At 69.5% G+C, this 21618-nt stretch carries 19 protein-coding genes; 7 read left to right on the top strand and 12 right to left on the bottom strand.

What is annotated here, in order from left to right; translation table 11 throughout:
- Positions 1-9: 9 nt before the first annotated feature.
- On the bottom strand, positions 10-897 hold the full coding sequence (gene ligD / locus HCT63_RS18055) for a non-homologous end-joining DNA ligase (RefSeq protein WP_167008128.1): 888 nt from the start codon (positions 895-897) through the stop codon (positions 10-12).
- 89 nt (positions 898-986) lie between these two features.
- Between ligD and HCT63_RS18060 the strand changes: the two genes are divergently transcribed.
- The gene (locus tag HCT63_RS18060; RefSeq protein WP_167008131.1) at positions 987-3524 is read left to right on the top strand and encodes a hypothetical protein; all 2538 of its coding nucleotides are present in this window, start codon (positions 987-989) and stop codon (positions 3522-3524) included.
- Positions 3525-3623: 99 nt separating this feature from the next.
- On the opposite strand, the gene HCT63_RS18065 is transcribed toward HCT63_RS18060, so the two are convergent.
- Positions 3624-5834, bottom strand: a complete 2211-nt coding sequence (locus HCT63_RS18065) for an ABC transporter permease (RefSeq protein WP_167008134.1) — start codon at positions 5832-5834, stop codon at positions 3624-3626.
- Between the two features lie 123 nt (positions 5835-5957).
- Here HCT63_RS18065 and HCT63_RS18070 point away from each other — a divergent pair, with 123 nt between their 5' ends.
- The 3 genes from HCT63_RS18070 to HCT63_RS18080 all read left to right on the top strand — a co-directional run bounded on the left by HCT63_RS18070 (position 5958) and on the right by HCT63_RS18080 (position 7597).
- Positions 5958-6557: a TetR/AcrR family transcriptional regulator gene (locus tag HCT63_RS18070; protein WP_167008137.1), complete on the top strand. Its 600-nt coding sequence runs from the start codon at positions 5958-5960 to the stop codon at positions 6555-6557.
- 204 nt (positions 6558-6761) lie between these two features.
- Positions 6762-7181 carry a hypothetical protein gene (locus HCT63_RS18075; protein ID WP_167008140.1) on the top strand — a complete coding sequence of 140 codons (420 nt, stop codon included), beginning with the start codon at positions 6762-6764 and terminating at the stop codon, positions 7179-7181.
- 20 nt (positions 7182-7201) lie between these two features.
- A complete protein-coding gene (locus tag HCT63_RS18080) occupies positions 7202-7597 on the top strand; it encodes a hypothetical protein (protein ID WP_167008143.1) in 396 nt (131 codons plus the stop codon).
- Positions 7598-7614: 17 nt separating this feature from the next.
- Here the strand turns inward: HCT63_RS18080 and HCT63_RS18085 are convergent, their stop codons facing one another.
- Positions 7615-7884 (bottom strand): hypothetical protein, encoded by a 270-nt coding sequence (locus HCT63_RS18085; protein WP_167008146.1) that lies wholly within the window; start codon positions 7882-7884, stop codon positions 7615-7617.
- Positions 7881-8024, bottom strand: coding sequence for a hypothetical protein (locus HCT63_RS18090; RefSeq protein WP_167008149.1), 144 nt, complete (start codon positions 8022-8024; stop codon positions 7881-7883). Before HCT63_RS18090 ends, HCT63_RS18085 begins: the two co-directional genes overlap by 4 nt.
- A 172-nt stretch (positions 8025-8196) precedes the next feature.
- Here HCT63_RS18090 and HCT63_RS18095 point away from each other — a divergent pair, with 172 nt between their 5' ends.
- On the top strand, positions 8197-9420 hold the full coding sequence (locus tag HCT63_RS18095; protein ID WP_167008151.1) for a TetR/AcrR family transcriptional regulator: 1224 nt from the start codon (positions 8197-8199) through the stop codon (positions 9418-9420).
- A gap of 54 nt (positions 9421-9474) precedes the next feature.
- Here HCT63_RS18095 and HCT63_RS18100 read toward each other — a convergent pair whose 3' ends face one another.
- The 8 genes from HCT63_RS18100 to HCT63_RS18130 all read right to left on the bottom strand — a co-directional run bounded on the left by HCT63_RS18100 (position 9475) and on the right by HCT63_RS18130 (position 19239).
- Positions 9475-10656: an oxygenase MpaB family protein gene (locus HCT63_RS18100; RefSeq protein WP_220471289.1), complete on the bottom strand. Its 1182-nt coding sequence runs from the start codon at positions 10654-10656 to the stop codon at positions 9475-9477.
- Between the two features lie 533 nt (positions 10657-11189).
- A complete protein-coding gene (locus tag HCT63_RS18105; protein ID WP_167008157.1) occupies positions 11190-12980 on the bottom strand; it encodes a DUF429 domain-containing protein in 1791 nt (596 codons plus the stop codon).
- Between the two features lie 124 nt (positions 12981-13104).
- Entirely contained in the window at positions 13105-13233 is a 129-nt protein-coding gene (locus tag HCT63_RS20740) for a hypothetical protein (RefSeq protein WP_279587746.1), read from the bottom strand.
- A gap of 51 nt (positions 13234-13284) precedes the next feature.
- Positions 13285-13902: a vitamin K epoxide reductase family protein gene (locus HCT63_RS18110; RefSeq protein ID WP_167008160.1), complete on the bottom strand. Its 618-nt coding sequence runs from the start codon at positions 13900-13902 to the stop codon at positions 13285-13287.
- Positions 13902-14666, bottom strand: coding sequence for a DsbA family protein (locus HCT63_RS18115; RefSeq protein ID WP_167008163.1), 765 nt, complete (start codon positions 14664-14666; stop codon positions 13902-13904). Before HCT63_RS18115 ends, HCT63_RS18110 begins: the two co-directional genes overlap by 1 nt.
- A 117-nt stretch (positions 14667-14783) precedes the next feature.
- Positions 14784-17456: a multicopper oxidase domain-containing protein gene (locus tag HCT63_RS18120; protein WP_243843105.1), complete on the bottom strand. Its 2673-nt coding sequence runs from the start codon at positions 17454-17456 to the stop codon at positions 14784-14786.
- On the bottom strand, positions 17453-18544 hold the full coding sequence (locus tag HCT63_RS18125; RefSeq protein ID WP_208322508.1) for a hypothetical protein: 1092 nt from the start codon (positions 18542-18544) through the stop codon (positions 17453-17455). Before HCT63_RS18125 ends, HCT63_RS18120 begins: the two co-directional genes overlap by 4 nt.
- A gap of 86 nt (positions 18545-18630) precedes the next feature.
- Positions 18631-19239, bottom strand: a complete 609-nt coding sequence (locus tag HCT63_RS18130; protein ID WP_243843106.1) for a transcriptional regulator — start codon at positions 19237-19239, stop codon at positions 18631-18633.
- Between the two features lie 168 nt (positions 19240-19407).
- Between HCT63_RS18130 and HCT63_RS18135 the strand changes: the two genes are divergently transcribed.
- Both HCT63_RS18135 and HCT63_RS18140 read left to right on the top strand, forming a co-directional pair.
- Positions 19408-20211, top strand: coding sequence for a DUF2249 domain-containing protein (locus HCT63_RS18135; protein ID WP_167008171.1), 804 nt, complete (start codon positions 19408-19410; stop codon positions 20209-20211).
- A gap of 73 nt (positions 20212-20284) precedes the next feature.
- On the top strand, positions 20285-21550 hold the full coding sequence (locus HCT63_RS18140; RefSeq protein WP_208322509.1) for an MFS transporter: 1266 nt from the start codon (positions 20285-20287) through the stop codon (positions 21548-21550).
- The last annotated feature ends 68 nt before the right edge of the window (positions 21551-21618 follow it).

Raw genomic sequence — 21618 nt, forward strand, 5'->3', positions numbered from 1 at the left:
GCCACTGCCTCAGCCCGCCATGAGCGCCTTCATCGGGTCGCCGTACCGCTCGAGCCGGTCGCCGACCTCGGAGTACAGCACCTGGCGCACCGACGGCGGGTCCTCCAGCTCGTCCCACGTCCGGGGTGCCGCGACCCACGGACGGGACCGACCGCGCAGCGAGTACGGCGTGACGGTCGTCTTGGCACGCACGTTCTGGCTCCAGTCCAAGAACACCTTGCCCGTACGGTCAGAGCGTCTCATCGCCGAGAGCACGCGATCAGGGTGCTCACCGGACAGCTCGTCGGCGATCGCGCGGGCGTAGTCGCGCAGCGCATCGGGCGACGACTCGCGACCGTGCGACGCGTACAGGTGCAGCCCCTTGCTCCCGCTCGTGACCGGGACGGTCGTCCACCCGTCTGCCTCCAGGCGGTCGCGTACGAGATGGCCGACGAGTACGGCTTCCTCCAGCCCGGCGGGTGCGCCCGGGTCGAGATCGATGACCAGGCGGTCAGCGTCGCGGATCCCGCCACGTGGCCCCACCGTCCACTGGGGCGTGTGCAGCTCCAGCGCCGCGAGGTTCGCGAGCCACACGAGGTCGGCCCGGTGCTCGACCACCGGGAAGACGAGCGAGTCGCGTCCCGTGGAGCTCCCAGGCGTGGCGACCTCGACCGTACGGACCCAGTCGGGCGTTCCGCGTGGGACGTTCTTCTCGAAGAACGCGTCGGCCTCGACCCCGTCGGGCCAGCGCTTGCGCGTGCACGGGCGGTCGGCGAGCTGGGCCAGGAGCTGCTCGGCCACGGACAGGACATACCGGATGACGTCGTACTTGGTCGTCTTGTCGTCGGGATAGAGCACTTTGTCGAGGTTGCTGACCTTCAACGACCGACCGTCGACGTCCAGGGTGCTCGAGCTCATGTCTCACGATGGCACGGGCGACACGGACAAGCACGACTGGCGGGACCCTGCAGCGGGTCTAGATTGCGCGTGAGAAGGGGGTGGTCCGCGTGGGCGACACCGATGCCGGCCGTTGGGTCGAGCTGCGGGTGCACGGGGTCAGCGGGACGCCGCCGGGCTCGATGCTCGACCGCCCGCACGTCGTCCAGGTCGGCGGCGACGACGAGTCGCGCTACTTCCGTTCCACCGATGCGACAGGTGCGGAGCTTCCGGGCGACGACGGGCAGGTTCTCGAGGCCTACCACTGGGGGCGTCTCACCTCGGGGAGCAAGGTCAAGGCGCTGTGGCTGGTGCTGCTGCCCTTCGGGATGGTCAACGCCGCGCAGTTCATGCTCCTGCCGGTGGGCAACCACCGTCTTGCCGCGTTCGCCCAGTGGCTGTGCCGATGCCTGTTGCGCTTGCTCGCGATCCTGCTGACGTCGCTGTTCGCGTTCTCCGCGGGGCTCGTGCTCATCGACCTCCTCGCGTGGCGGTGGGCGCCGCAGGTGCGGCTCCTGGGCAACCTCGACCCCAACGTCGTCGTTGGCGCGGCTACCGCTTTCACCGGTGTCGTGATGTTCGTGCTGCCGATCCTCGGGCGCGGCTACGAACGCGGACGCATGGGGCGTTGGTGGACCTTGGTGCGCTCGCCGAGCACGCGCACCCCACGGGTCGGCCCCACGCCGGCGGCCGCCGCGCCGACGCCGCTGGCAGACGACGCGTTCTACGCCGGTGACTCCGACGCGCCGATCCTCCGCGACCTGCACCTCGCCGCGGGCTGGCTGGTGGTGTGCGCGATGGGCGTGTGGGCCCCGCACCCGACCGCGTGGCGGCACGACGACGTACCGCTCCGCCTGGCGATCGTCTCGTGGGTCGTCGTGGTGGTGCTCGCGACGCTGCTCGGCGAGCCCGAGAGTGCACGCAGCGTCCGCCTTCCGGCGCCGCTCGTGCGCGCACGGCGGGCGTGGCACTGGCTGGTGGGCGTCGTGTCACCGTTGCTCGTGGTCGGGAGCGGCGCCCTGCTGGTCTACGTCGTCGCGACCACCAGCGGGATCAGCACGACCGAGTGGACCCAGGTCTTCGACCGGCCCGAGTCGTTCGACTACATCGCCAACTGGCTGCTCGTCATCGGGGTCGTCGTCCTCGTCGCCCTGCTCCTCGCCAATGCACTCCTGGTGGCGACCCTGTGGAGGGAGCGCCCGCCGAAGGGGAGCTCGGCGCGCGCGTTCATGCCGTACGCCGGCGGCATGGCCGCATCGGTCGTCGCGACCATCGGGACATTCGTCGGCGTCGGGTTCGCCGCAGCGGTGACCACGGGCATCTCGTCGCTGCTCAACTTGTCGCAATCGCCGTCGGATGAGCCTATGGCGGGCGACCTCAACGTCGGCACCACGCCGATGCTGGACCGAGTCGCGTACGCGTGGGGTCTGAACGTGGTCGTCTTCGTGCTGATCGCGCTGACGCTGTTCGTCTGGCGGATGTGGCCGAAGATCCGGCACGCCGTAGACGATCGCGTCCAGGCCATGTACGGGGGAGCGGGCCATCCGCTCCTTGCGGAACGCTGGCAGAAGCGTGTCCGCAAGGCCGTGCACGTCGCGCGCCTCAAGAACGCGATCGGACCCTCGTGCGTCGCGTTCGTCCTCTTCGGGATGGTGCTCGCCGGTGTGCTGGCCTGGGAGCTGTGGCCGTGCCGCAACGCCAGTGAGATCGACCAGTGCCGCGAGGCCTGGGGTCTGTTCGACCTCGCGAGCCAGCCGAAGTTCGTGATCGCCGAGGGTGGTCTCGCCCGGTCCAACGTCGTCGCGCTCTTCGGTGCGTGGGTGCTGCTGGGCGCTGCGGGCGTGCTGCTCGCCGCGAGCCGGAAGGCCGTCGCGCAGGAAGGCAAGCGCCGCGGCCTCAACGTTGCGTGGGACGTGCTGGGCTTCTGGCCGCACGCGGTCCACCCGTTCGCGCCCCGTCCGTACTCGCAGCGCAGCATCGCCGACCTGCGGGCGCGGTTGCGTTGGCACCTCGCGCGGCACCCGGCCCGCGACGACGAGCGTGCGATCGTGCTGTGCGGACACAGCCAGGGGAGCCTCCTGAGCTTCGCGACGCTGACCACGCTCTCGCAGGCCGAGCGCGAGCGGATCGCGCTGCTGACGTTCGGCTCGCAGCTGCGGGTGATCTTCCCGCGGGCCTTCCCCGAGTACGTGAGCTTCGCGTCGATCGCGTGGCTGTACGACCGGATGAACGGCGCGTGGATCAACCTCTACCGCGTCACCGACCAGCTCGCGGGGCCGGTGCTGTCGTGGCGGCGCGAGATCGACACGAGCGGACACGAGGGCCGCCCGCCGGCCATGTCGTGGCACTTCCCGGCCCCGTACGACGGTGCTAGGCCCGATACGTACGCAGGCGAGCATCAGACCAGGCGGTGCGGTGCGGACTGGCGGCTCGCCGACCCGGTCGCGTACGACTCTGCGATGCAGGATGGTGCGGTCTCGGAGATTCTCGGACACTCCTGGTACGCGAGGAACCCGGACTGGATCGAGGCCCTGCGGACCGTCCGTGCGGTGCCCGTGGAACGGCGAACGACCCCGGATCGGGGGAAATCCGAGGCCGTTCAAGGCTGAGGTGGGGCGGACCCTTCACTCAGCGACATGTCGTCGTTCTGGCTCTGAGGAAGCCTACCGGGCGGGCACGTCATCGCCTCGGCGGGGGTGCTCCTGTGGTCAGGCTGTCCCCACGGGCGAAGCACCTACCGGTGCCAAGGCGTCGCGCTCCTTGTCGCCGTCCTCGTCACGGCTGACCGGCTTCTGCTTGCTCCCGCGCTCAGGCGTGTACTTCGGGCCGAGGGGGGCTGGCGGCTGGGCATTCTTCCGGCTCAGCCACGGGTCGACGACGAGCAGGTTGAGCAGCAGACCGACGACGCCCCAGATCCCGAGGACCAACAGGTTGCCTCCGACCCCGGTGCCGTCGAGATAGACCACCGATCGGGCGAGGTCGACCGCGGCCGGCAGCGGCAGGATGTCTGCGAGGGGCCTGAAGAACTCAGGAACCATGTAGAGGGACAGACCGCCACCCGACGCGGGCACTCCGGCGAGCATCACCACGATCATCACCGGGATCAGTCCGAACAGCCCGAGCGTCCGCGTGAGCACGGCACTGGCCCATGCGACGGCGAACACGGTCAGTGAGCCGTAGCCGATCATCTCGAGGGCGTGTCCGTTGACTGCTCCGATCAGGACGTCGAAGAGGAACCACAGCCAGACCGAGATGCCGACCGACCAGCCCGCGACGAGCGGGAGGAGCTGCCGGGTCCGAGTGAGGTCGGGTGCCCCGCCGCGCATGACGGCGAAGAAGAGGAACCCGGCCATGATCCAGCCCATGCCGACGTAGAGGCTGTTGCTGCCGTTGACGTCGTTCTCCGAGAGCGGTGCGACGTCCTCGAGCGCGAGCTCGCTGCCGCTGGCTGCGGCGATCGGGGTGAACATCTGGGTGACGACGGTCTGCTGGCTGGCGCCGGCGCCGCCGGCGGTGACGAGCGTGGGGCTCTCTCCGGCCGCCTGGGGCAGCACGTACGCGGCCACGATCTCCTGGCTGCGGAGGAGGTCGGCCGCCTCGTCGCGATCTTCGACGATGCTGAGGTCGACGTACTCGCCGAGCTCCGGCTCCAGTCCTGCCACGAGCTGCTCGGCCTGGGCATGCGCTGCGACCACCGCCACTGGGAGGTCGTTCACGTCCGGCTCGTGCATCGAGAAGCTCATCATCGTCACGACCGTCACGACGATCGTGAGGGGAAACATGAGGGCCGCGACGAGACGGGTGCGGTAGCGCGCGACGGGCCCTCCTGGCAGGGCAGGCAGTGGCGCGTCTGGAGCCGTGTAGAGCGGGCCGGCGATGATGAGCTCGCCGGATCGACGCTCCTTGAGCGCGGCAAGGAGGAGCGCGGCGACCAGCCACACGGCGAGGGTGACGACGTGCTTCCAGACTCCGGCGCCGCCGAAGTAGAGGACCGAGCGCAGTGCCTCCCCTGCAGCAGGCAGTGGGAGTACGCCCTGCAGCCACTGGAACATCTCGGGCATCGAGTGGATCGACATGGCCAGGTTGGACGCCGGCATCCCGAACACGACCCAGAGCAGCATGCCGAGCAGGACCGCGAACGGACCGAGCACCTTGGTGAACATCAGCTGCGTGACGCCGACTGCGGTGACCGCCAGCGTGCCGATCCCGAGGAACAGCGGGTAGTGGCCGTCGACGGCACCGACGATCGGGCCGAGGATCAGCCAGATCAGGGAGCTGGTGAATGCGCCCCAGCCGAGCGCGAGGGGGAGGAACCGGCGCAGCCGCAGCAGGTTCGGCAGGCCGGACAGGAGCGTGCTCAGCGGAACGTATCCCGCCAGCATCATCCCCATTGCCGCGAAGAGCACGAGGGTGCCAGATCCGTCGCCGTCGGCCAGTGGCACCACGTCGACCGTCTCGACCTGCCAGCCCTCCGCGACCGCGGCGGGCGTCAGCGCCTTGTCGACGAGGCTCGCCTGGGACGCGCCGGCGGCCATGGCGCGATGGATGGTCGCACTCGCGCCGGCGACGGGGACCTCGATCGCCCCCGTGATCTCCTGGTCGCGGATGAGCTCCTGAGCCTCGGGCAGCGTGTCCACCGTGCGCACCTCGAGTGCGTCGCCGGAGCTCTCCTGGAGGTCGTCCGCGAACTGCTGGACGCCCGCGCCCACGCCCACGACGGCGACCGGAAGGTCTCGGGCGTGCGGGCTGTGCATGGTGCCCATGTACGTCGCGTACATCATGGTCACGATCAGGAACGGCATCACGAAGAGCGCGACGAGCCGGCCCTTGCGCTCCGCCGGTGTCTCCGGCGGCGGGGGTGGGTACTTCGCCGCCGGATCAGTGGGAGCCGGGGGTGCTGGGTCGACGCTGGACGCCAAGGTCATCTCCTCGAGAGGCGGTCGGCCCGGAAGTAGGCCGTGGACCTACTTTAAGTCACATGGCTTATTATGGTGAGGCGATACCGTGAGTCGCCCGTCACAAAGCTGAAGCGAAAGAGTGCGATGCCACGTCCTGACGCCCGGAACCACCTCCTGGACGCCGCCGAACGCCTCTTCGCCGAGCACGGGGTCCACACCGTCTCCGACCGCCATGTCGCCGAAGCTGCGGGGAACAGCAACCACTCCGCGGTCCACTACTACTTCGGTGGTCGTACGGGGCTCCTCCAGGCGTTGCTGGATCGGCACCGTGCCGCCGTCGAGCCCGCCCAGCAGTCCATGTTCGCGAAGTCGGACTCGCTGCTCGGCGACATCCGAGCCCTGGTCATCCCGCTCACCGACGTGCTCGCCACGCTTCCCGCCCCCTCGTGGCGGGCGCGGTTCCTGGACCAGGCCATCCACGACCCCACCGTTGGGCCCTTGGTGCGTACCAGTGCAGGCAGCTCCTCGCAGATCACCGCGTCGGCCGCCGACCGGCTGGCACATCTCGACCGGTCGATCGTCGACGCACGAGCGAAGCTGATGACCCACGTCGTCAGCACGGCCTGTGCCGATATCGAGGCCCGTGCGGCGACGTCTGACGTGCCGGCGCTCTGGGCGGAGGCCGGTACGTTCTTGTGCGACGCGATCGCTGGCATGCTCCAGGCTCCGATCACCACGCCGTAGTCGTGCTGCCCCGCTGCACGCGCTGCACACGGAGAACGGCCCCGGATCGGGGGATTCCGGGGCCGTTCGTGGCTGGGGAGCAAACGGGGGCGTTCCGCTCCTCAGCGTCTGTGTGCAGTTGTTCTGCATTGGCGGGACGTCGACGTCCCGCCGGGGGGAGAATCGCCAACATGGTGACATCGCCGCGTTACAGACGTGTTTCGTATGCGTGAGGACAGCCTTCCTGTGATCGAGATACCGACGTCCGAAGGCGTCGACCGCGCGGCCGCCCTCGCCCGCCGCTGGCTCCCCGCCTTCCTCGCCGGCCGCCGGGCGGACGACGACGTCTACGCCGCGGGGGTGAGCACGTGGCACAACATCGGGGAGCGGGAGGCGGAGATCGAGCAGACCCCCTCCCGGACGCGACAGGAGCAGGCAGGAGCGGACCTCCGCGTCGAGGACGTACGGGTGAAGGTCTTCGACGGCGGGTGGGTCCTGCAGTCGGTGGCGGTCGGGACGAACGCCGACGGTGCCCCGGTGCGCATCCCGTCCTGCCTCGTCGTCACGCTGCGCGAGGGCAAGATCGCGAGGTTCGAGGAGTACGCCGACTCCCGAGCAACGGAGCGGCTGTTCGGGGCGCGCTGACGTCCGGGCATGATCTGTCCATGAGGTTCACCGAGCACGAGCTGACCGCGGCTGTCACCGGGGTGGCGAAGACCGTGATGGCCGCACAGGACAAGGACGTGCGCAAGGGGCGGCGCGATGTCGACGAGGCGTGGAATGCGCTCTCGCGGTACGAGCGCTATCAGCTGATGAGCGGTCTCGGAGACCAGGTGCTGCCGGTGCTGATCAGCCTGCCGGACGTCGAGGTCGAGGCGGGCACCCGGCCGACGTTCACCGAGGAGCAGATCGTGGCGGCCGTCGAGGAGCGGCTCGGCGACGAGCGTGGGATTCGACGCAAGGCGTTGCTGAGGACGCGCACCGCGCTGGTGCAGGTCGCGCTCTCGTGCGTCCCGCCGCGCTCGGACCCCGATGCGCTGACGGTGCCGGATCACCTCTGACACTCCGGCGCGGGCTGTCACGCAGCGGCAGCCTGTCGCGACACCTGGAGCAGTGCCGTCGCCAACGCTCCGGACAGCGCGGCGAGAGGGGACTGGTCTCTGGTGGAGTGGTCGACCACCTCGAAGAGCGCGGCTGCACAGCCGAGATCGCCCGTGGGCCCTGCGTCCAGCAGCTGCCGGAACCGCCGGTCGCCGGTCTGGAGCAGCACCGACAGCTCGAGGGTGAGCCAGGGGCCGGCTGGCTCGGCACTGCCGAGGGTGACCTCTCGGGCGAGCTCGTCGATCAAGTCTGCGAGGTGGGCGCCTGCGGACCGGCGAGGACGGCGTCCGCGTGGTCCCGATCGGCGGTCAGGGCGGCGCGAACCGCGTCGTGGAAGGCGTGGCTGGTGCTGCGCAGGAGAGCATCGACATCGGCGTATCTGTTCACCTCCGTACCGTGCCTGCGTCCGCGGTCGGTTTCTGCCGTCCACACGACTTGCTGACGCGTACTGACGCATTCTTGACGCTGTCACCCGACGACGACACCGTCATCGGCGCAGCTGCGGACAACCCGTCCGTTATGTGGTCGGTGTGGTCGGCCAGGTGATTGACTGGGCGACATGGAACTGCTGCCGGGGCGTACGGGGCGGTACGCCGCCGGTGCCCACGCACCTTCGCAGGCGGCGGCCGCGCCGACGCGCCCGCGGAACCGGCGGCAGCTCATCATCGACGCCGCGGGCCGGGTCTTCAACGAGCGGGGCTACTACGCCGCGTCCATGGAGGAGATCGCCGACAGGGTCGGCATCACAGCACCCGCGCTCTATCGCCACTTCCCTAACAAGTACACGCTGTTCGCCGAGTGCGTGACCTTCATGGCGGACGGACTGCTCGAGGCGCTCGAGGAGCTGTCGTCCGAGGCGAGCCTCGAGGAGCTGTTCACCGCCGCGACCCGCGTGACGATTGCGCACCGGGCCACGGGTGGCGTGTATCGCTGGGAGGCGCGCTACCTGAATCCGGACGATCGACGGGTGCTCAGGCGAAAGTTCGCGTACGTCGTCGGCCGGGTCGCCGAGGAGGTGCGAGTCGAGTCGGGTGCCTCCGACGCGGACGTGCGCGCCGCCGCCGCGCTCGGCGCCATCGGCTCGATCACCATGCACCGCACGCGCATCTCACCCTCGCGTGCAGAGGAGCTGCTCGTCGACGCTGCCTTGAGGGTGGTGGCGACCGAGCCGTCTCGCGCTGTCACCGAGTCGTCGGTCGGTGTTCCTGCGCAGCCGGTGCCCCGGACCCGGCGGGCCGAGATCTTGGCTGCTGCCATCCCGTTGTTCGAGCGCGACGGCTTTGCTCACGTGACGCTGGGCCGGATCGCCGAGGTCGTCGGGATCGCACCCTCGGCGATCTACCGCCACTATCCCGGCAAGGTCGACATCCTGGCTGCGGCGTGCCTCCAGGCCGCCGGGCTGCTGTCCCAGGCCGTCGACCAGGCGCTGATGGGTTGCCCCGACCCGCACGATGCTGTGGTCGCCCTGGCAGCGACGTACGTGGCGTACAGCTTCGAGCACCGGGCGCTCACCAGCGTCGCCGAGGCCGAGCTCGCCGGCCTGCCCGCCGGGCTTCAGCGGCCGCTCGTCCTCGCACAGCGCGACCACATCGCGATCTGGGAGCAGCAGCTGAGGGCCGTACGGCCAGATCTCAACGACAGGCAGGCCCGAGTGCTGGTCCACGCCGGGTTCGGGGTCGTGGTGGAGGCCGGACGCAGGCTGCGCTGGGAGGACACGCCAGACCACCGCAGCGCCGTCACCGCGCTGATGGTCAGTGCCCTGGGGTGGCGGCCCGAGGCGTAGCCGAGACAGACAGGTGGGCCCGAGCGAGTGCTCGGACCCACCTGTCGGGGCGCCTCAGACGCCAGGTCGGTTCATGTCGGGAATGGTGATGGGCGTGGTGGTCCCGGACCCTCCGTTGTTGAGGAACGCCATGGCGATCGCCTTGATGAACTGGTCGAACACGCGGAACGTCGTCGGCATGATCGGGATCAGGCCCTCGCGGAAGGCGACGTACGCCGGCCAGCCGGCCTTGATCACTCCCGCCGAGACGTAGTCCCGCTTGAGCCCGAGCCAGTCGCCGATGTCGTTGCCGAGCTGATAGCGCGCGAACTCGTTGAGGAATCCGCGCGTGACCCCGAGATCGATCTGTGCCGTGAGGCCTAGGAGGACCTCGGCAAGCACCTTGCCCTCAGGGGTGGGTGCCAGGATCGGCGTGAGCACCTGCGCCGCCTGGGCGTGCGCGGCGGCCCACGTGGCCGGGATGTATTCGTCTCGCACGCCGAGCATGTGCAGGGCGACCTGCCAGGAGTGGAGGAAGGCCTCCTCGTCGGCGGCCGACATCCGGACGCCCCACTCCTTCATCTTCTTGTGGGCGAACGTGCCGGTGCTGTGGAAGGTGACGAGGATGTCGGCGTTGCTGATCGGGATCTGCTCGTCCGCAACGGCCTTCCAGTACGGCGACTGCGGGAGCATGTGGCGGACGGCCGCGTGCACCATCCGGGTCTTGTTCGAGGTGACCAGGAACTGGCCGCTCGGTTCGAAGGCGTTGAGGTCGCTCAGGTCGTACCCAAAGGTGAACGTCTTCGCCGCGCGGTCCTGCATGTCGGCGCCGCCCTTGGACCAGTAGACCGACCTGGCCTCTCGCGGGATGACGGTGCTCATGATGCCGCCGCCGATCCCGTAGATGAAGAACAGGTAGGAGTCCTTGCGGCGGTTGAAGTCGGCTGCGCGCCGCAGCTTCGTCATGTTGGCCCAGGTCGGGAGCTTTGCGGAGTCCGTCAGGAAGGCCGCGAGCTCCGGCGGGAGGCCGCTGGGGATCGGATGGTTGTTGTTGACCCAGGGGCCGATCGCGTTGTTGACCGCCGGGACCTGACCGTTGTCGATGACCGACGCCATGATCCGGTCGATGTCGTCGTCCCAGACCCACTGAGGATCGACGCCTGCCCCGGTGCCGGCGATGGACGCGGCTGGTGACCACGACCATGCCGCAGAGGGGTTGACGACCGTTGCTAGTCCGAGCGCGGCTCCGAGAGTCAAGACGCCGCGTCTGTTGATGTCGACCACGTGCTCCACCTGCTTCCGACGAGGATGGGCATCGCCGCGCCCGTGTTCGTACAGGCCACTTCGGCACCCGCAGCCATCCATCAGTGATGTGATTTCTCATTAACATAGGGATGTGAGGCACATCACGCAACCCTGTGTCAGCCCTTGATTTGCAGGGTGAGCCTGCGCCTTTGGTGTGCCGCTCCAGAATGGGAGAATCGAGAGAGGGTTCACTTGTCCGCCGCTTCGCGAGCCGGGTGCGGGAAAACCGGTGTCCGCGCGCTAGTTCCGGGCTGTGACCGCGAGCCTCGACTTCCCGTGGCTGCGCTCGTCAACGCCGTGAGTCCCTGGCTGACGACCGCCTTCTCGCGGGAGCCCTTCAGGCGAGGATGCGTACGGCGGTGTGGACCGGGCTCGTCGCGACGGCCCTGCAGGTCGTGGGCTCCTACACCGTCGCGGAGCTGCAGGGCTTTGACGCGTCCGACGCCGCGACGCTGCGCTGGTCCTCGGCCTGCTGGGCTAGGGCCTCAGGTCGCCGTGCTTTCCAAGTGCGGCCCCGTGGCGCGCATCTTGGCGAGCCTGGCCCGCAGCGAGGGCACGCGGTGCGCGTTCGACTGCAGGGCGACGTACTGATCACCGTGGACCCACAACAGGGCGTCATCGAGCCGTCGGACCGCACCGGGCGGATAGCGGTAGCCCATCCGCTCGGCGAGGGCGTCGGAGTCGACCGAGCGAAGGACCTCGCCGAGCTCGCGCAGCGATGTGATCCCCAGCTCGAGGAGCAGCTCGGAGATCCAGTCGTAGTGGTCGGTCCGTGACCATCCGGCATCGGGATACTGGCCAGCCAGGAACGCTGCGAGCTCGCGCGGGGTGATGCGCGGGTCCTCGTGGGTCTCCTCAGACCCGCTGTCGCTGAGCGACCCGTGGAGTCTCTCCCGGATCGTCGAGAACTCCCGGTCGGCGAGCTCCAGCAGCCCCGCCGCCAGGGTGAACCTCCGGTCGAGGTCGGGGACGTGCTCGTCCGGGACGGTGCCCTTGTAGCGGATGTCGTGCTCGAACTCTGCCCAGGCGTGCTGCAGCACCGTACGGACCTGGACCTGCGCGCGCAGCCCGGCCAAGGCGGGATGCTGTGCCGTCCCCTCCTCGTCGAGGCCGATCAGCAGGTGCCGGCTGGCGTACCCGAAGCGGCCCTCGCTCGCCGTCTCCCGACCCATGTCACGGTCGTCGTGGACGACGACCTGGTCGTCCAGCAGGTCAACGACGGCCTGGACGTCGCTCTGCACGTAAGTGATGACCCGGAGTCCGATCTGGTCGGTGATCTCCCGCAACGGGTCGGCATAGAAGGGCACCCCGTCCACCGTGCGCCCCGCCTTGTCGGCGAACGACGCGACCGACTTCGCCCGCCCGGTCACGGTCAGGTAGTTGATGCCGGCGTCGTCGAGGATCGACGTCACCAGGCGGACGAACTCGTCAGCACTGGCCTGCAGCCGAGGCTGCCGCTCGGCGTACTCGCGCACCGCGGACTGTGGGTCGTGCGTCGGCGCCACGATCCGCTTCGCCCTAGGGGCTGGGACCAGCCCCTCAGGGAGGCTCGGGGTGACGATGTAGCCGGTCTCGAAGTCGCCGTACGTCGTGGCCTCGTCCGGGTGGCGGGTCGCGAAGAGTCCGACGTACGCGCACAGCACCGCATCGACCTGGTCCTCCACGACGCGCAGCTCGCTCTTGCGCTCAGCCGACTCCGCAGCCGTGCGTAGTGCACGCCACGCGCCGCCCGCCTCGGGGGTGTCGACGACCATGCGCGGGTCGGCGGCGCTCAGGCCCTCGACGAGTCCGAGCAGCACCACCAGCTCGGCGCGGAGCTGTTCGAGGTCGCGGCCGGGCTTGTTCTTGTACTTCAACGTCCGTCCGAGCCGGAACAGCGCCACCGTCGCGGGATGCGGGTAGACCTCGATCGCGCGACGTGGACGGCCTGAGCGGGGGTTCATGTCCAGTCCGAGGCGGGCCGCCAAGCGTGCGCCGCGGGGCTTCTCGGCGAACTCCGGCTTGCTCGTGTTGGAGGGATGTGCGCCGGCGTCGAACCGGGCGAAGTCGCGGTTGAGCGCGGCCTCGGCGGGTCGGTTCCCCGTGAGGTTGGTGACGATGAGCGGCGCATCGATCGCGACCAGGCAGTCGCCCTCGATGTACGGCTCCAGCGCCGTGGCGATCTCGTCGTCGGTCTTAGCGGCCGACACGTGCACGAGCCGGCCTTCGGGGTCGAGAACTGCCAGGCCCGTGGGCTTGCGCTCACCCCACGCGAGATCGACGCCGACGAAGTACATGGGCACAGCCTGTCATGGCGGCTCCGCGGTCAGGTGGCTGCTGTCCTGACGACCGTCGCGAGCATGGCACCTGAGCCGTTCGGGCTCATCGCCCACGACTGGGACGACGCGCCGCGCACCGACTTCAGTGCGTCGCTGCGTCGCTGCGTCGCGCGACCTGCCAGCCGGCCAGGGTGTGGCCGCTGCGCTCGACGAGCGCTGCGGCGCCTTCGACGAGGGTGGCGGCGTCGGGGTGGCCGAGGTCGACCTGCACATCCCGGCGCCGGTGAGGACGTCGGCGTGCCACGGCGAGGGAGACGGGCACTCAGGAGAACAATGCGTTGCCGTACTTCACGACGATCAGGAGAACGAGAGCCAACAGCCAAGCGATGACGACCATCACGTCGAGGTTCCACTGCACCGCAGAAGACAAGGTTTGCTGTATCCGAGGGGGCAGGTACAGGTTGTTGTCGCGGATGTTGACACGCGTCATCTCGAAGAAGACGAGCGTGGTGGCGACCGTGATCAGCAGGCACCACGGGCACAGGGCACCGATGTTGAACATCGCCTGGTAGAACAGCCAGTACGCCAGCGCGAGACCGAGGGTGTAGAAGAGCTGGGCGGCGAGCATGAACCAGCGTTTGAACCTCACGCCGGACAGGGCGGCGACCGCGATCGTGATGACGACTGGTTCCGCGATCAGCCCGAGAAAGGCGTTGGGGAAGCCGAACACTGAGGCTTGCCACGACGACGCGACGGTGCCGCAGCTGAGGACTGCGTTGATGTCGCAGCCAAGTTCGGCGCTCGGGTTCTCGGCGAGAGTGATCGCTTCGACGGCGAGCACGAACGAGGCGACGAGGCTGACGATCGACGACAGCAGCATCACCACCCAGATGGCGGCGCCGCTGCGGCGCGTCCGATCGACCAGGACGGTAGCGGTCATCACCTAAGGCCAGAAGCCGCGGCGGTCTCGATGGCCTTGGTCAGCTCATCGGGGGCGGACCAGTCGCCTGTGAACATGTCCCCATTGAGCTTCACGGTCGGCGTGCTAGTGACGCCGGCGTCGAAGGCCTCCTGGGTGCTCTGCGCGACCCAGCCACGGTGAACGCCTTCGGTGAAGTTCTCCACCACGTCCGCGGGGACGCCTGCACGGAGGGCGATGCTCGCGATCTGGTCGTCGTTGAGGCCTTCGGTCCCCTCGTGCGGTTGGTTGGCGTACAGGCCATTGTGGAAAGCCCATACCCTGTCCGGAGCGGCGTCGACAACCGCCGCGTACGCATTACCGGCGCGGGTGGAGTACTCGGTTCCCTGCGACTGCTCGTCGAGGAAAGCCATCACATGCAGGTTGACACGAATCGTGCCCTGGTCAATGAGGCGGGAGAGGTCCTCAGCGTTTGTGGACTCGAATGCACCGCAGGCCGGGCACATGTAGTCGTAATACAGGTCGAGAGTCACCGGGGCGTCGGTGTCACCAACCGAGAAGGCGCCTGTCTCGACGTTGGCGGGGACTACGACCTTCCCAGTGACGTCTCCGCTGTCGTCGCTGGCTAGGGATCGGCCTACGGCGATGGCGATCGCGGCCATCAGGCCAAGGATGACCAGGATGCCCACGATCTTGGCGACCTTGCGCTGGCGCGTCTTGCGAGCCAGTTCGGCGGCACGTGCCGCGCGCATCTGGCGGGACTTATCTCGGGCCAAGGTGCTCATCGTTCACTGCTCCTCATCTGCGGGTCGTGGCTCTGGTCGGCCATGCTCAAACACAAGTCCCGGGCCGGCCCGTAGGTGCCTCCGGCCGGCTTGGCCGGAATCGAGGGGCGGCGGCGATCATCGGGTCACTTCGAAGGTGCCGTGGGCGCCGCGTTCGGCGTCGACCATGACGTGCGACACGAACGGGTAGGTTCCGGGCTCGGGGAAGGTGAGCTCGACGAAGCCACCCTGGGCAGGCCCCAGGCTGAGTGCCTGCGCACCTCCGTCGCCGTCATCGCGCCGGTCCAGCAGGTAGTCGCCTTCGGCGTACGTGGTGTCGAACTGGCCGCCGACCACATGGAACGAGATCGGCCGGTTGGGGCCAGCGTCCAAGACCCACACCCTGACCCGCTCCCCGACCTGGGCGCTCAGGGGTGCGTGGTCGTACTGGTTGGCGAAGCCGTTGAACACGACCAGGTCAGGTTCCTCGGCCGCGAGCTTGGCAACATCGACCTCCCCGCCTTGGTCGCCGAGGTAGAGCTCGGACTGCACCAGCAAGTAGCTGCGATCGACACGCGGCAGGTCCCGTGGCTCGATCACGACCGCGCCGAAGAGACCGTTGGCGATGTGTGCCGACATTGGCATCGTCGAGCAGTGGTACATCCACACCCCCGCGCGGGTGGCCCGGAACCGGTAGGTCAGGGACCCACCGGGTGCGATGGTGCGCATCGGACGCTGCGGGGCGAGTGCGCCGGCGTGGAAGTCGATCGAGTGACCGACCGACCCGTCATTGGTCAGGGTGATCTCGAACCAGTCGCCAACCCGCCCGTGCAGCACCGGGCCGGGGGAGGTCCCGTCGTAGGTCCACAGACGTTGGGTGACCCCCGGCGCCACCTCGACCTCGACGTCGCGGACCACGAACGTGCGCCGGTGTACCCGGCTCTTCGACAATGCCGGCAACGCGGCGTCGCGTGCCGCCCAGCCCGGTGACGGATCGGCCATCAAGTCCAGTTTCTCCGTGGCCGGCGTGGGCTGCGCTTCCGGGTCGTCGTCTGGCGCAGGGGAATCGTCGTCGCTGTGCATACCGCCGGGACCGTGCTGGCCGGAGGCGTGACCCTCGGACGTCGCCGCCGGCGCGGAGGGTGCGGTGCCGGAGACATGGACGGTGAGGACCATGCCCATCTGCTGGTGACCGATGACGGAGCACCATCCGTCGAGGTCGCGACCGACCACGCCGACGTCAACGCGTTTGGTCTGGCCGGGGGAGAGCCGACCGCTGTTTGCGCCGCTGTCGAGGACCAGGTCGTGGACGTCCTCGTCGTCGGTGTTGGTCAGCACGACCACCAGTCGGTTGCCGGCCGGGACCGAGATGGTGTCGGGGGTGAAGCGCATGTCGCGGGCCTCGACCTTCACGGTTGTGGTCTCGCCGGTGGCGGCGGCACCGGCCGCGGCGGAGACGGCGTCCCCGGCGCCAATGGCGGCCGGGTCGACCGCCACGCCCACGGCGACGGCTATCGCCACGGCGGCGAGTCCGGTCGCAGCGAGGCCTGACCTCTGGCCGCTCGGCCGACCCTGAGGCACTCGAGAGCCAGCCCCGGCAGAAGCCGGGTCGACCTTCGCGCGGCGAGATGCCTTCACGGCCAGGAGCAGCAGCGGCAGCGTGGAGGCCAGCGCACCCAGGACGAGGATCGAGGCGAGCACCCGGACGGTGCTGGGCACCGGAAGGGCGCAGAGAAGCAGGCCGGCGTTGGTCATCACCAGCCGTAGGGGTGCGCCCCGGTCGAGGACGGCGTTGGCGGCCCGGACGGGCGTCGGGCCTCCGCCGAGGGCGACCGGGACAAGGTAGGAGAGGGCGCCGAGCAGTACCTGGGCTGCGAAGCCCGCGGCCAGGAATGGCGTCGCCCAGTCGAACACCTCATCGACGCGCTGCCAGGAGGAGGCGGCACCGATGCCCACCGCGAGGGTGACCATGGTCCCTAGCAGCCAGGTCAGCCCGGCCAGGACCGACCAGGCCGGGAACGCGGTCGGCGGCTTGCGGCGCAGCGCGTCGACGAACGCGGGTGCGGTCAGGAGCAACCCGGTGAGGTATCCGGCGATCCCGAGCGCGATGACCGCACGCTGGCCGAGGGCGGCACCACCAGCGGTGAGGAGCACCGAGCCCACCAGCACGGGGAGCGCTCGCGACGATGCCCGCTCGGCGCCCTCGGCGATCCGGGTGCGCAGCATGGTCGGCCACAAGGTGATCAGCGTGCCCACCACGGTGAGGCCGACCCAGCCAAGCAGGTTCACCGCCGCGTGCGCGACGACCAGCCGAGTGTGCCAGGGGTCGTCGAAGCCGCGAGCGAGTGCGGTGCCGAGGCCGGCGCCGACCGGCAGGGAGCACGCGGCCGCCACGTAATACCGCACCGAGGGCCCGAACCTGGCAGGCAGCGCGGCACGCAGCTGGCGCAGGATCGTCCAGCCGTGCCAGAGGGCCGCGGAGCCGACGGCGGACGCACCAAGCAAGGTGAGCGGCCACACACCCGAGGGGACGCCAGCCACCACGAGGATCACGCCGCCGTTGAGCAGCATCAGCCGACGGTTCTGGCCGCGGCGGTCGTCGTCCGCGGAGTGCAGCAGGGCGTCGGTGAAGTATCTGCTCCAGACGAGGATGGCGTGGCTGACCGCGCCGAGCATGAGCAGGTGGATCATCAGCCAGCGCGGCGCGGGCACGAACGGGTGCACGACTGCGACCACCACGGTGGCCGCCAACCAGGCCAGCACCGGCAGGTCGCGCAGTGGCCAGAAGCCACGGCTGCCCCGCTTGGTCACCACGGCCTGCTCATGACCGCTGCTCCCGCCGGGCTCCGTCCGCCGCGGACCGTGCATCCGATAGCGACGGCGAGGAACGACAGCACGGCCACGATGTTGAGGACCCCCCCGGTGACCCAGGCGCCGTGGCTGCCAAGGGCGTCGCCCACCCAGAGCCGCAACACCAGCGAGGCGTGCAGAAGCGTGGCTGGCACGATCAGTGCCGGGTGGTAGGGCAGCGGCCGGCGCAGCACCGCGGGGAGGATCACCGGGGCGTGGGCCATGACCATCGACAGCGTGAACCCAAGGAACACCGCGTGCAGGACGGCGTCGTAGCGCACGCCCTCCAGGGCCGGACCGCCGAGCAGCCAAATGGCGCCGGCGACGCCCAGCCAGCAGTACCCGGCCAGCATGCAGCCGGCCATGTAACGGGTCAGGCCCGCAGTGTGGATGGTGCGTCGAGCGACGTCGTGAGCGGCGAGCCAGCCGGTCAGGGCGATCAGTCCGGCCCCGAGCAGGGCCGTGCCCGGACGCGGCCACAGCAACGCCGCCATCACCGCGGTCACCAGCCCGGAAGCGAGGAGCACCAGCATGCTGCCCGCCCAGGGGCCCATCGCGATCCGGGCCAGCTCGAGCCGCTCACCGGCGATGGTCAGCACGACGAACCCGACCAGCCACGGTGCCAGGACCGGTAGAGCGGCGCCGCCCAGCCACAGCACCGCAGACCCGAGGGCGAGCACCGCCCCGAGGGCCTGGACCAGGACCGCGTCGTCGCGCTGACGACGCCACAGCGGCAGGTACAGACCGACCAGCGCGGCGGAGCCAGCTGCGAGCAGACCTTGCCCGACCACGAGCGGCGCTGGTGAAAGCAGCACCAGGGCGCCGAGGCCGAGCAGGGCGGGGGCGACGACGCCAAGGGAGCGCCGCAGCGCGACTGCACGCTCCAGGGCGATCAGGGTGCCCACGAAACCGAGGACCATCAGCATGCCGTGTACCACGGGCAGCCGGTCGATCTGCACCGGCGCGGGAAGATCGAGGAGCATCAGGGCGGCGTCCAGCCCGGCTAGCAGGGCGATCCCGGCGGAAGCCAGCAATGCCGCCCGGGTCACCAGCGAGGCCCGAACCCGGGGAGCGCTGGCGGCGCTTGGGAACCCGGGGGAACTACTTCTGCTGCGAGGGCGGCTGGTGGCGGTGCTCATCTGTTCCGTCGCATCAGGTGCAAGCGGCACGCGCCGGGCTCAGCGAACGGCAGCAGGTCGGTGCCCTCGGGGTCCGCGCCGTACTCCTCCAGCGCGCCCTGGGCGAGCCCGAGGTGCACGCCGCAGACGACATCGGGATACTTGTGGGCCGCCTCCAGCAGCGGGCAGCGGGTGAGCCGAACCACCGAGCTGCGGGCGTCGGCCTGCGGCCCGAAGCCGATCTCGTCGAGCAGGGAGACCACCTCACGCCTAGCCGCAACCGCACTCGGGGACGGTCCGCCGCCCCGCTCGCGTGCGAGCTCGTGCCCCCACTCCCGTCCGGCGGCGAGCGCGTCGTCGGACGGTGAGGTGCTAGTCGAATGGATCGACGCCGCCAGCGCCGCAGCGAGCCCCGCGTACTCATGGTCGGCGGCGGCGTCGCTGCCCGTGGCCTCGTACAGCCAGGCCGGACGGCCGCGGCCGTCCGGCTCCGCCGGATAGCGGTGGGCGAGACCCTGGCGCACCAGTGCGTCGAGGTGTTCGCGGACCGTGTTGGCATGCAGCCTGGAGATGGCGACGAGCGCCGCGAGCGTCGTGGGCTCGGTTTGGGACCGCAGCGTCTCCAAGAGCGCGGCCCGCGACCTGGACAGCGGCGCACGCTCTCGTCCAGCGCCAGGTCGGGGTCCGTAGCCCGGTGCCGGTCTCGACGGGAGAGGCCCATTATTTTCCACGGAGTGCAGTGTAATAAAATTATGTCGAGGTTGCCAAACCAGGCCACTGAAGGAGACACGAACATGTCCGAACTCGTCATCGCCTCGAGCGAGGCCGACGCCCACGCCGCCGAGGCGATCAAGCAACACCACGCCGCCCTGGCCGGCGCCCTGAGCCTGCGCACCGAGGCGCTGTTGACGGCCGCCACCCGATGCGATGCCTCCGCGGCCGAAGAGGCTCGCCGGGACCTGGTGGACTGGGGCCGGCACGAACTGATGCCCCATGCCCTGGCCGAGGAGCAGGCGATGTACCCGGCCGCGCACGCGACGGTCGAGGGGCACCTGCTGGTCGAGGCGATGCTCGGTGAGCACCAGGTCCTCTCTGGGCTGTTGCGCGAGGTAGCCGACTCGGACGACCTGTTGCGTGCCGCCGCGACGGCCACGGCGCTGCGTGCGGTCTTCGACTCCCACCTGACCAAGGAGAACGACCTGGTGGTACCGCTGCTGGCCGCGACCCCCGAGGTCTCGCTGCATGACCTGCTCGGTGGCATGCATCAACTCCTCGGCGATGCGGCAGAGACCTCGAGCACTGATGCGCTCGACCTCGACAGCGGCTGCGGTGGCCACACCTGCTCGTGCGGTGAGGTCGACGGCCCCGGGTACCCCGAACTCGATGTGCGGCCCGTCCCGCATGCGATCCGGCACGCAACGATCTTCGGGGCATTGGAGTCGGTCCAGCCGGGCAACGGCCTGACGCTGATCGCTCCCCACGACCCACTCCCGCTGTTGGACCAGGTGAACCAGCGCTGGCCAGGGATCTTCTCAGTGGCCTATACCGAACGGGGCCCTGAGGCATGGCGGCTCAACCTGGTTCGTGCCAATGCATGAGAGTGTCCCTGGCGGCATTGAGAACAACATCGACCATGGTGGAGATCGAGACGATCTCGGGAGGACGACGACGATGACAACACCCGCCCATGCCGACCGTGTCCGCGAGGGCGTTGGTTCGCCGTGGCTGATGCTCGCGATGGCCACTCTGGGCTTTGCGGTCAACTTCTGGGCCTGGGCGCTGATCAGCCCGCTCGGACCATTGTTCCGCGACACCGGCGCCCTCGGCTCGCTCAGCGAGTCCGACGTGGCCCTGTTGGTCGCGGTGCCTGTGATCGTGGGCTCGCTGGGCCGGATCGTGGTTGGCGCGCTGACCGACCGGCTCGGCGGCCGGGTGATGTTCCCGATCATCTCGGGCGTGACGATCGTTCCCATCCTGTTCATCGCCTTTTTCGCGCTCGACTCCTACGCGCTGCTGTTGGTGGGCGGATTCTTCCTGGGCATAGCCGGCACCGCGTTCGCAGTCGGAGTGCCGTTCGTGAACTCCTGGTTTCCCCCTGAGCGCCGGGGCCTGGCGATCGGAATCTTCGGCGCCGGCATGGGCGGCACCGCGATCAGCGCCTTGACCACGGTCAAGCTGTTCAACAACGTGAGTTCCAAGGCGCCGTTCTTGATCACCGCGGGCGTCTTGGCCCTCTACGCGGTCGCCGCATGGCTGGTCCTGCGCGACGCACCCGGCCGAACCACCCCCACCACCTCGCTGGCCAGCCGACTCGCGGCCAACGCCAAGCTGCCCATCTCCTGGCAGGCCTGCGTGCTGTACGCCGTCGCCTTCGGCGGGTACGTCGCGTTCTCGGTGTACCTGCCCGCCTACCTCAAGACCGCCCATGGGCTGACACCGGCAGACGCCGCGAACCGGATGGCCGGCTTCGTCGTGGTCGCCGTGATCATGCGCCCGGTCGGCGGCTGGCTCTCCGACCGGTTCGGCTCCATCCCGGTGCTCGCGACCGGCTACGGCGTGGTGGTCGTCTGTGCCGCGGTCTCGGCCGGCACGCCGCCGCTCGACGGTGTCGGCACGGTGGTCTTCCTCGCCATGGCCGCGGCGCTGGGCAGCGGAAGCGGGGCGACGTTCGCTCTGATCGCCCAGGTGACCGACCCGTCGCGGGTCGGCGGCGTGACCGGACTGGTGGGCGCCGCAGGCGGTCTCGGCGGCTTCGTGCCGCCGCTGCTCATGGGCTACGTCTATGGCCGCACCGACTCCTACGCGATCGGCCTCTGGCTGCTCTCGATCACCGCGGCACTGACTTTGGTCCTGACCCTGACGCTCGTCCGACGCACAGCACGCACCCACGGAGCCACCAACGAGCACACAGTCCCAGCGACGCCTGCACCTCAGTGACGACGCACAGAACCACGACAGAATCAGCAGCCCCCACCGTAAGGACGAGACGTGAGCAATGAGACCCA

It is taken from the genome of Mumia sp. ZJ430, from assembly GCF_011751845.1.
In the GTDB taxonomy this organism is placed as follows: Bacteria; Actinomycetota; Actinomycetes; order Propionibacteriales; family Nocardioidaceae; genus Mumia.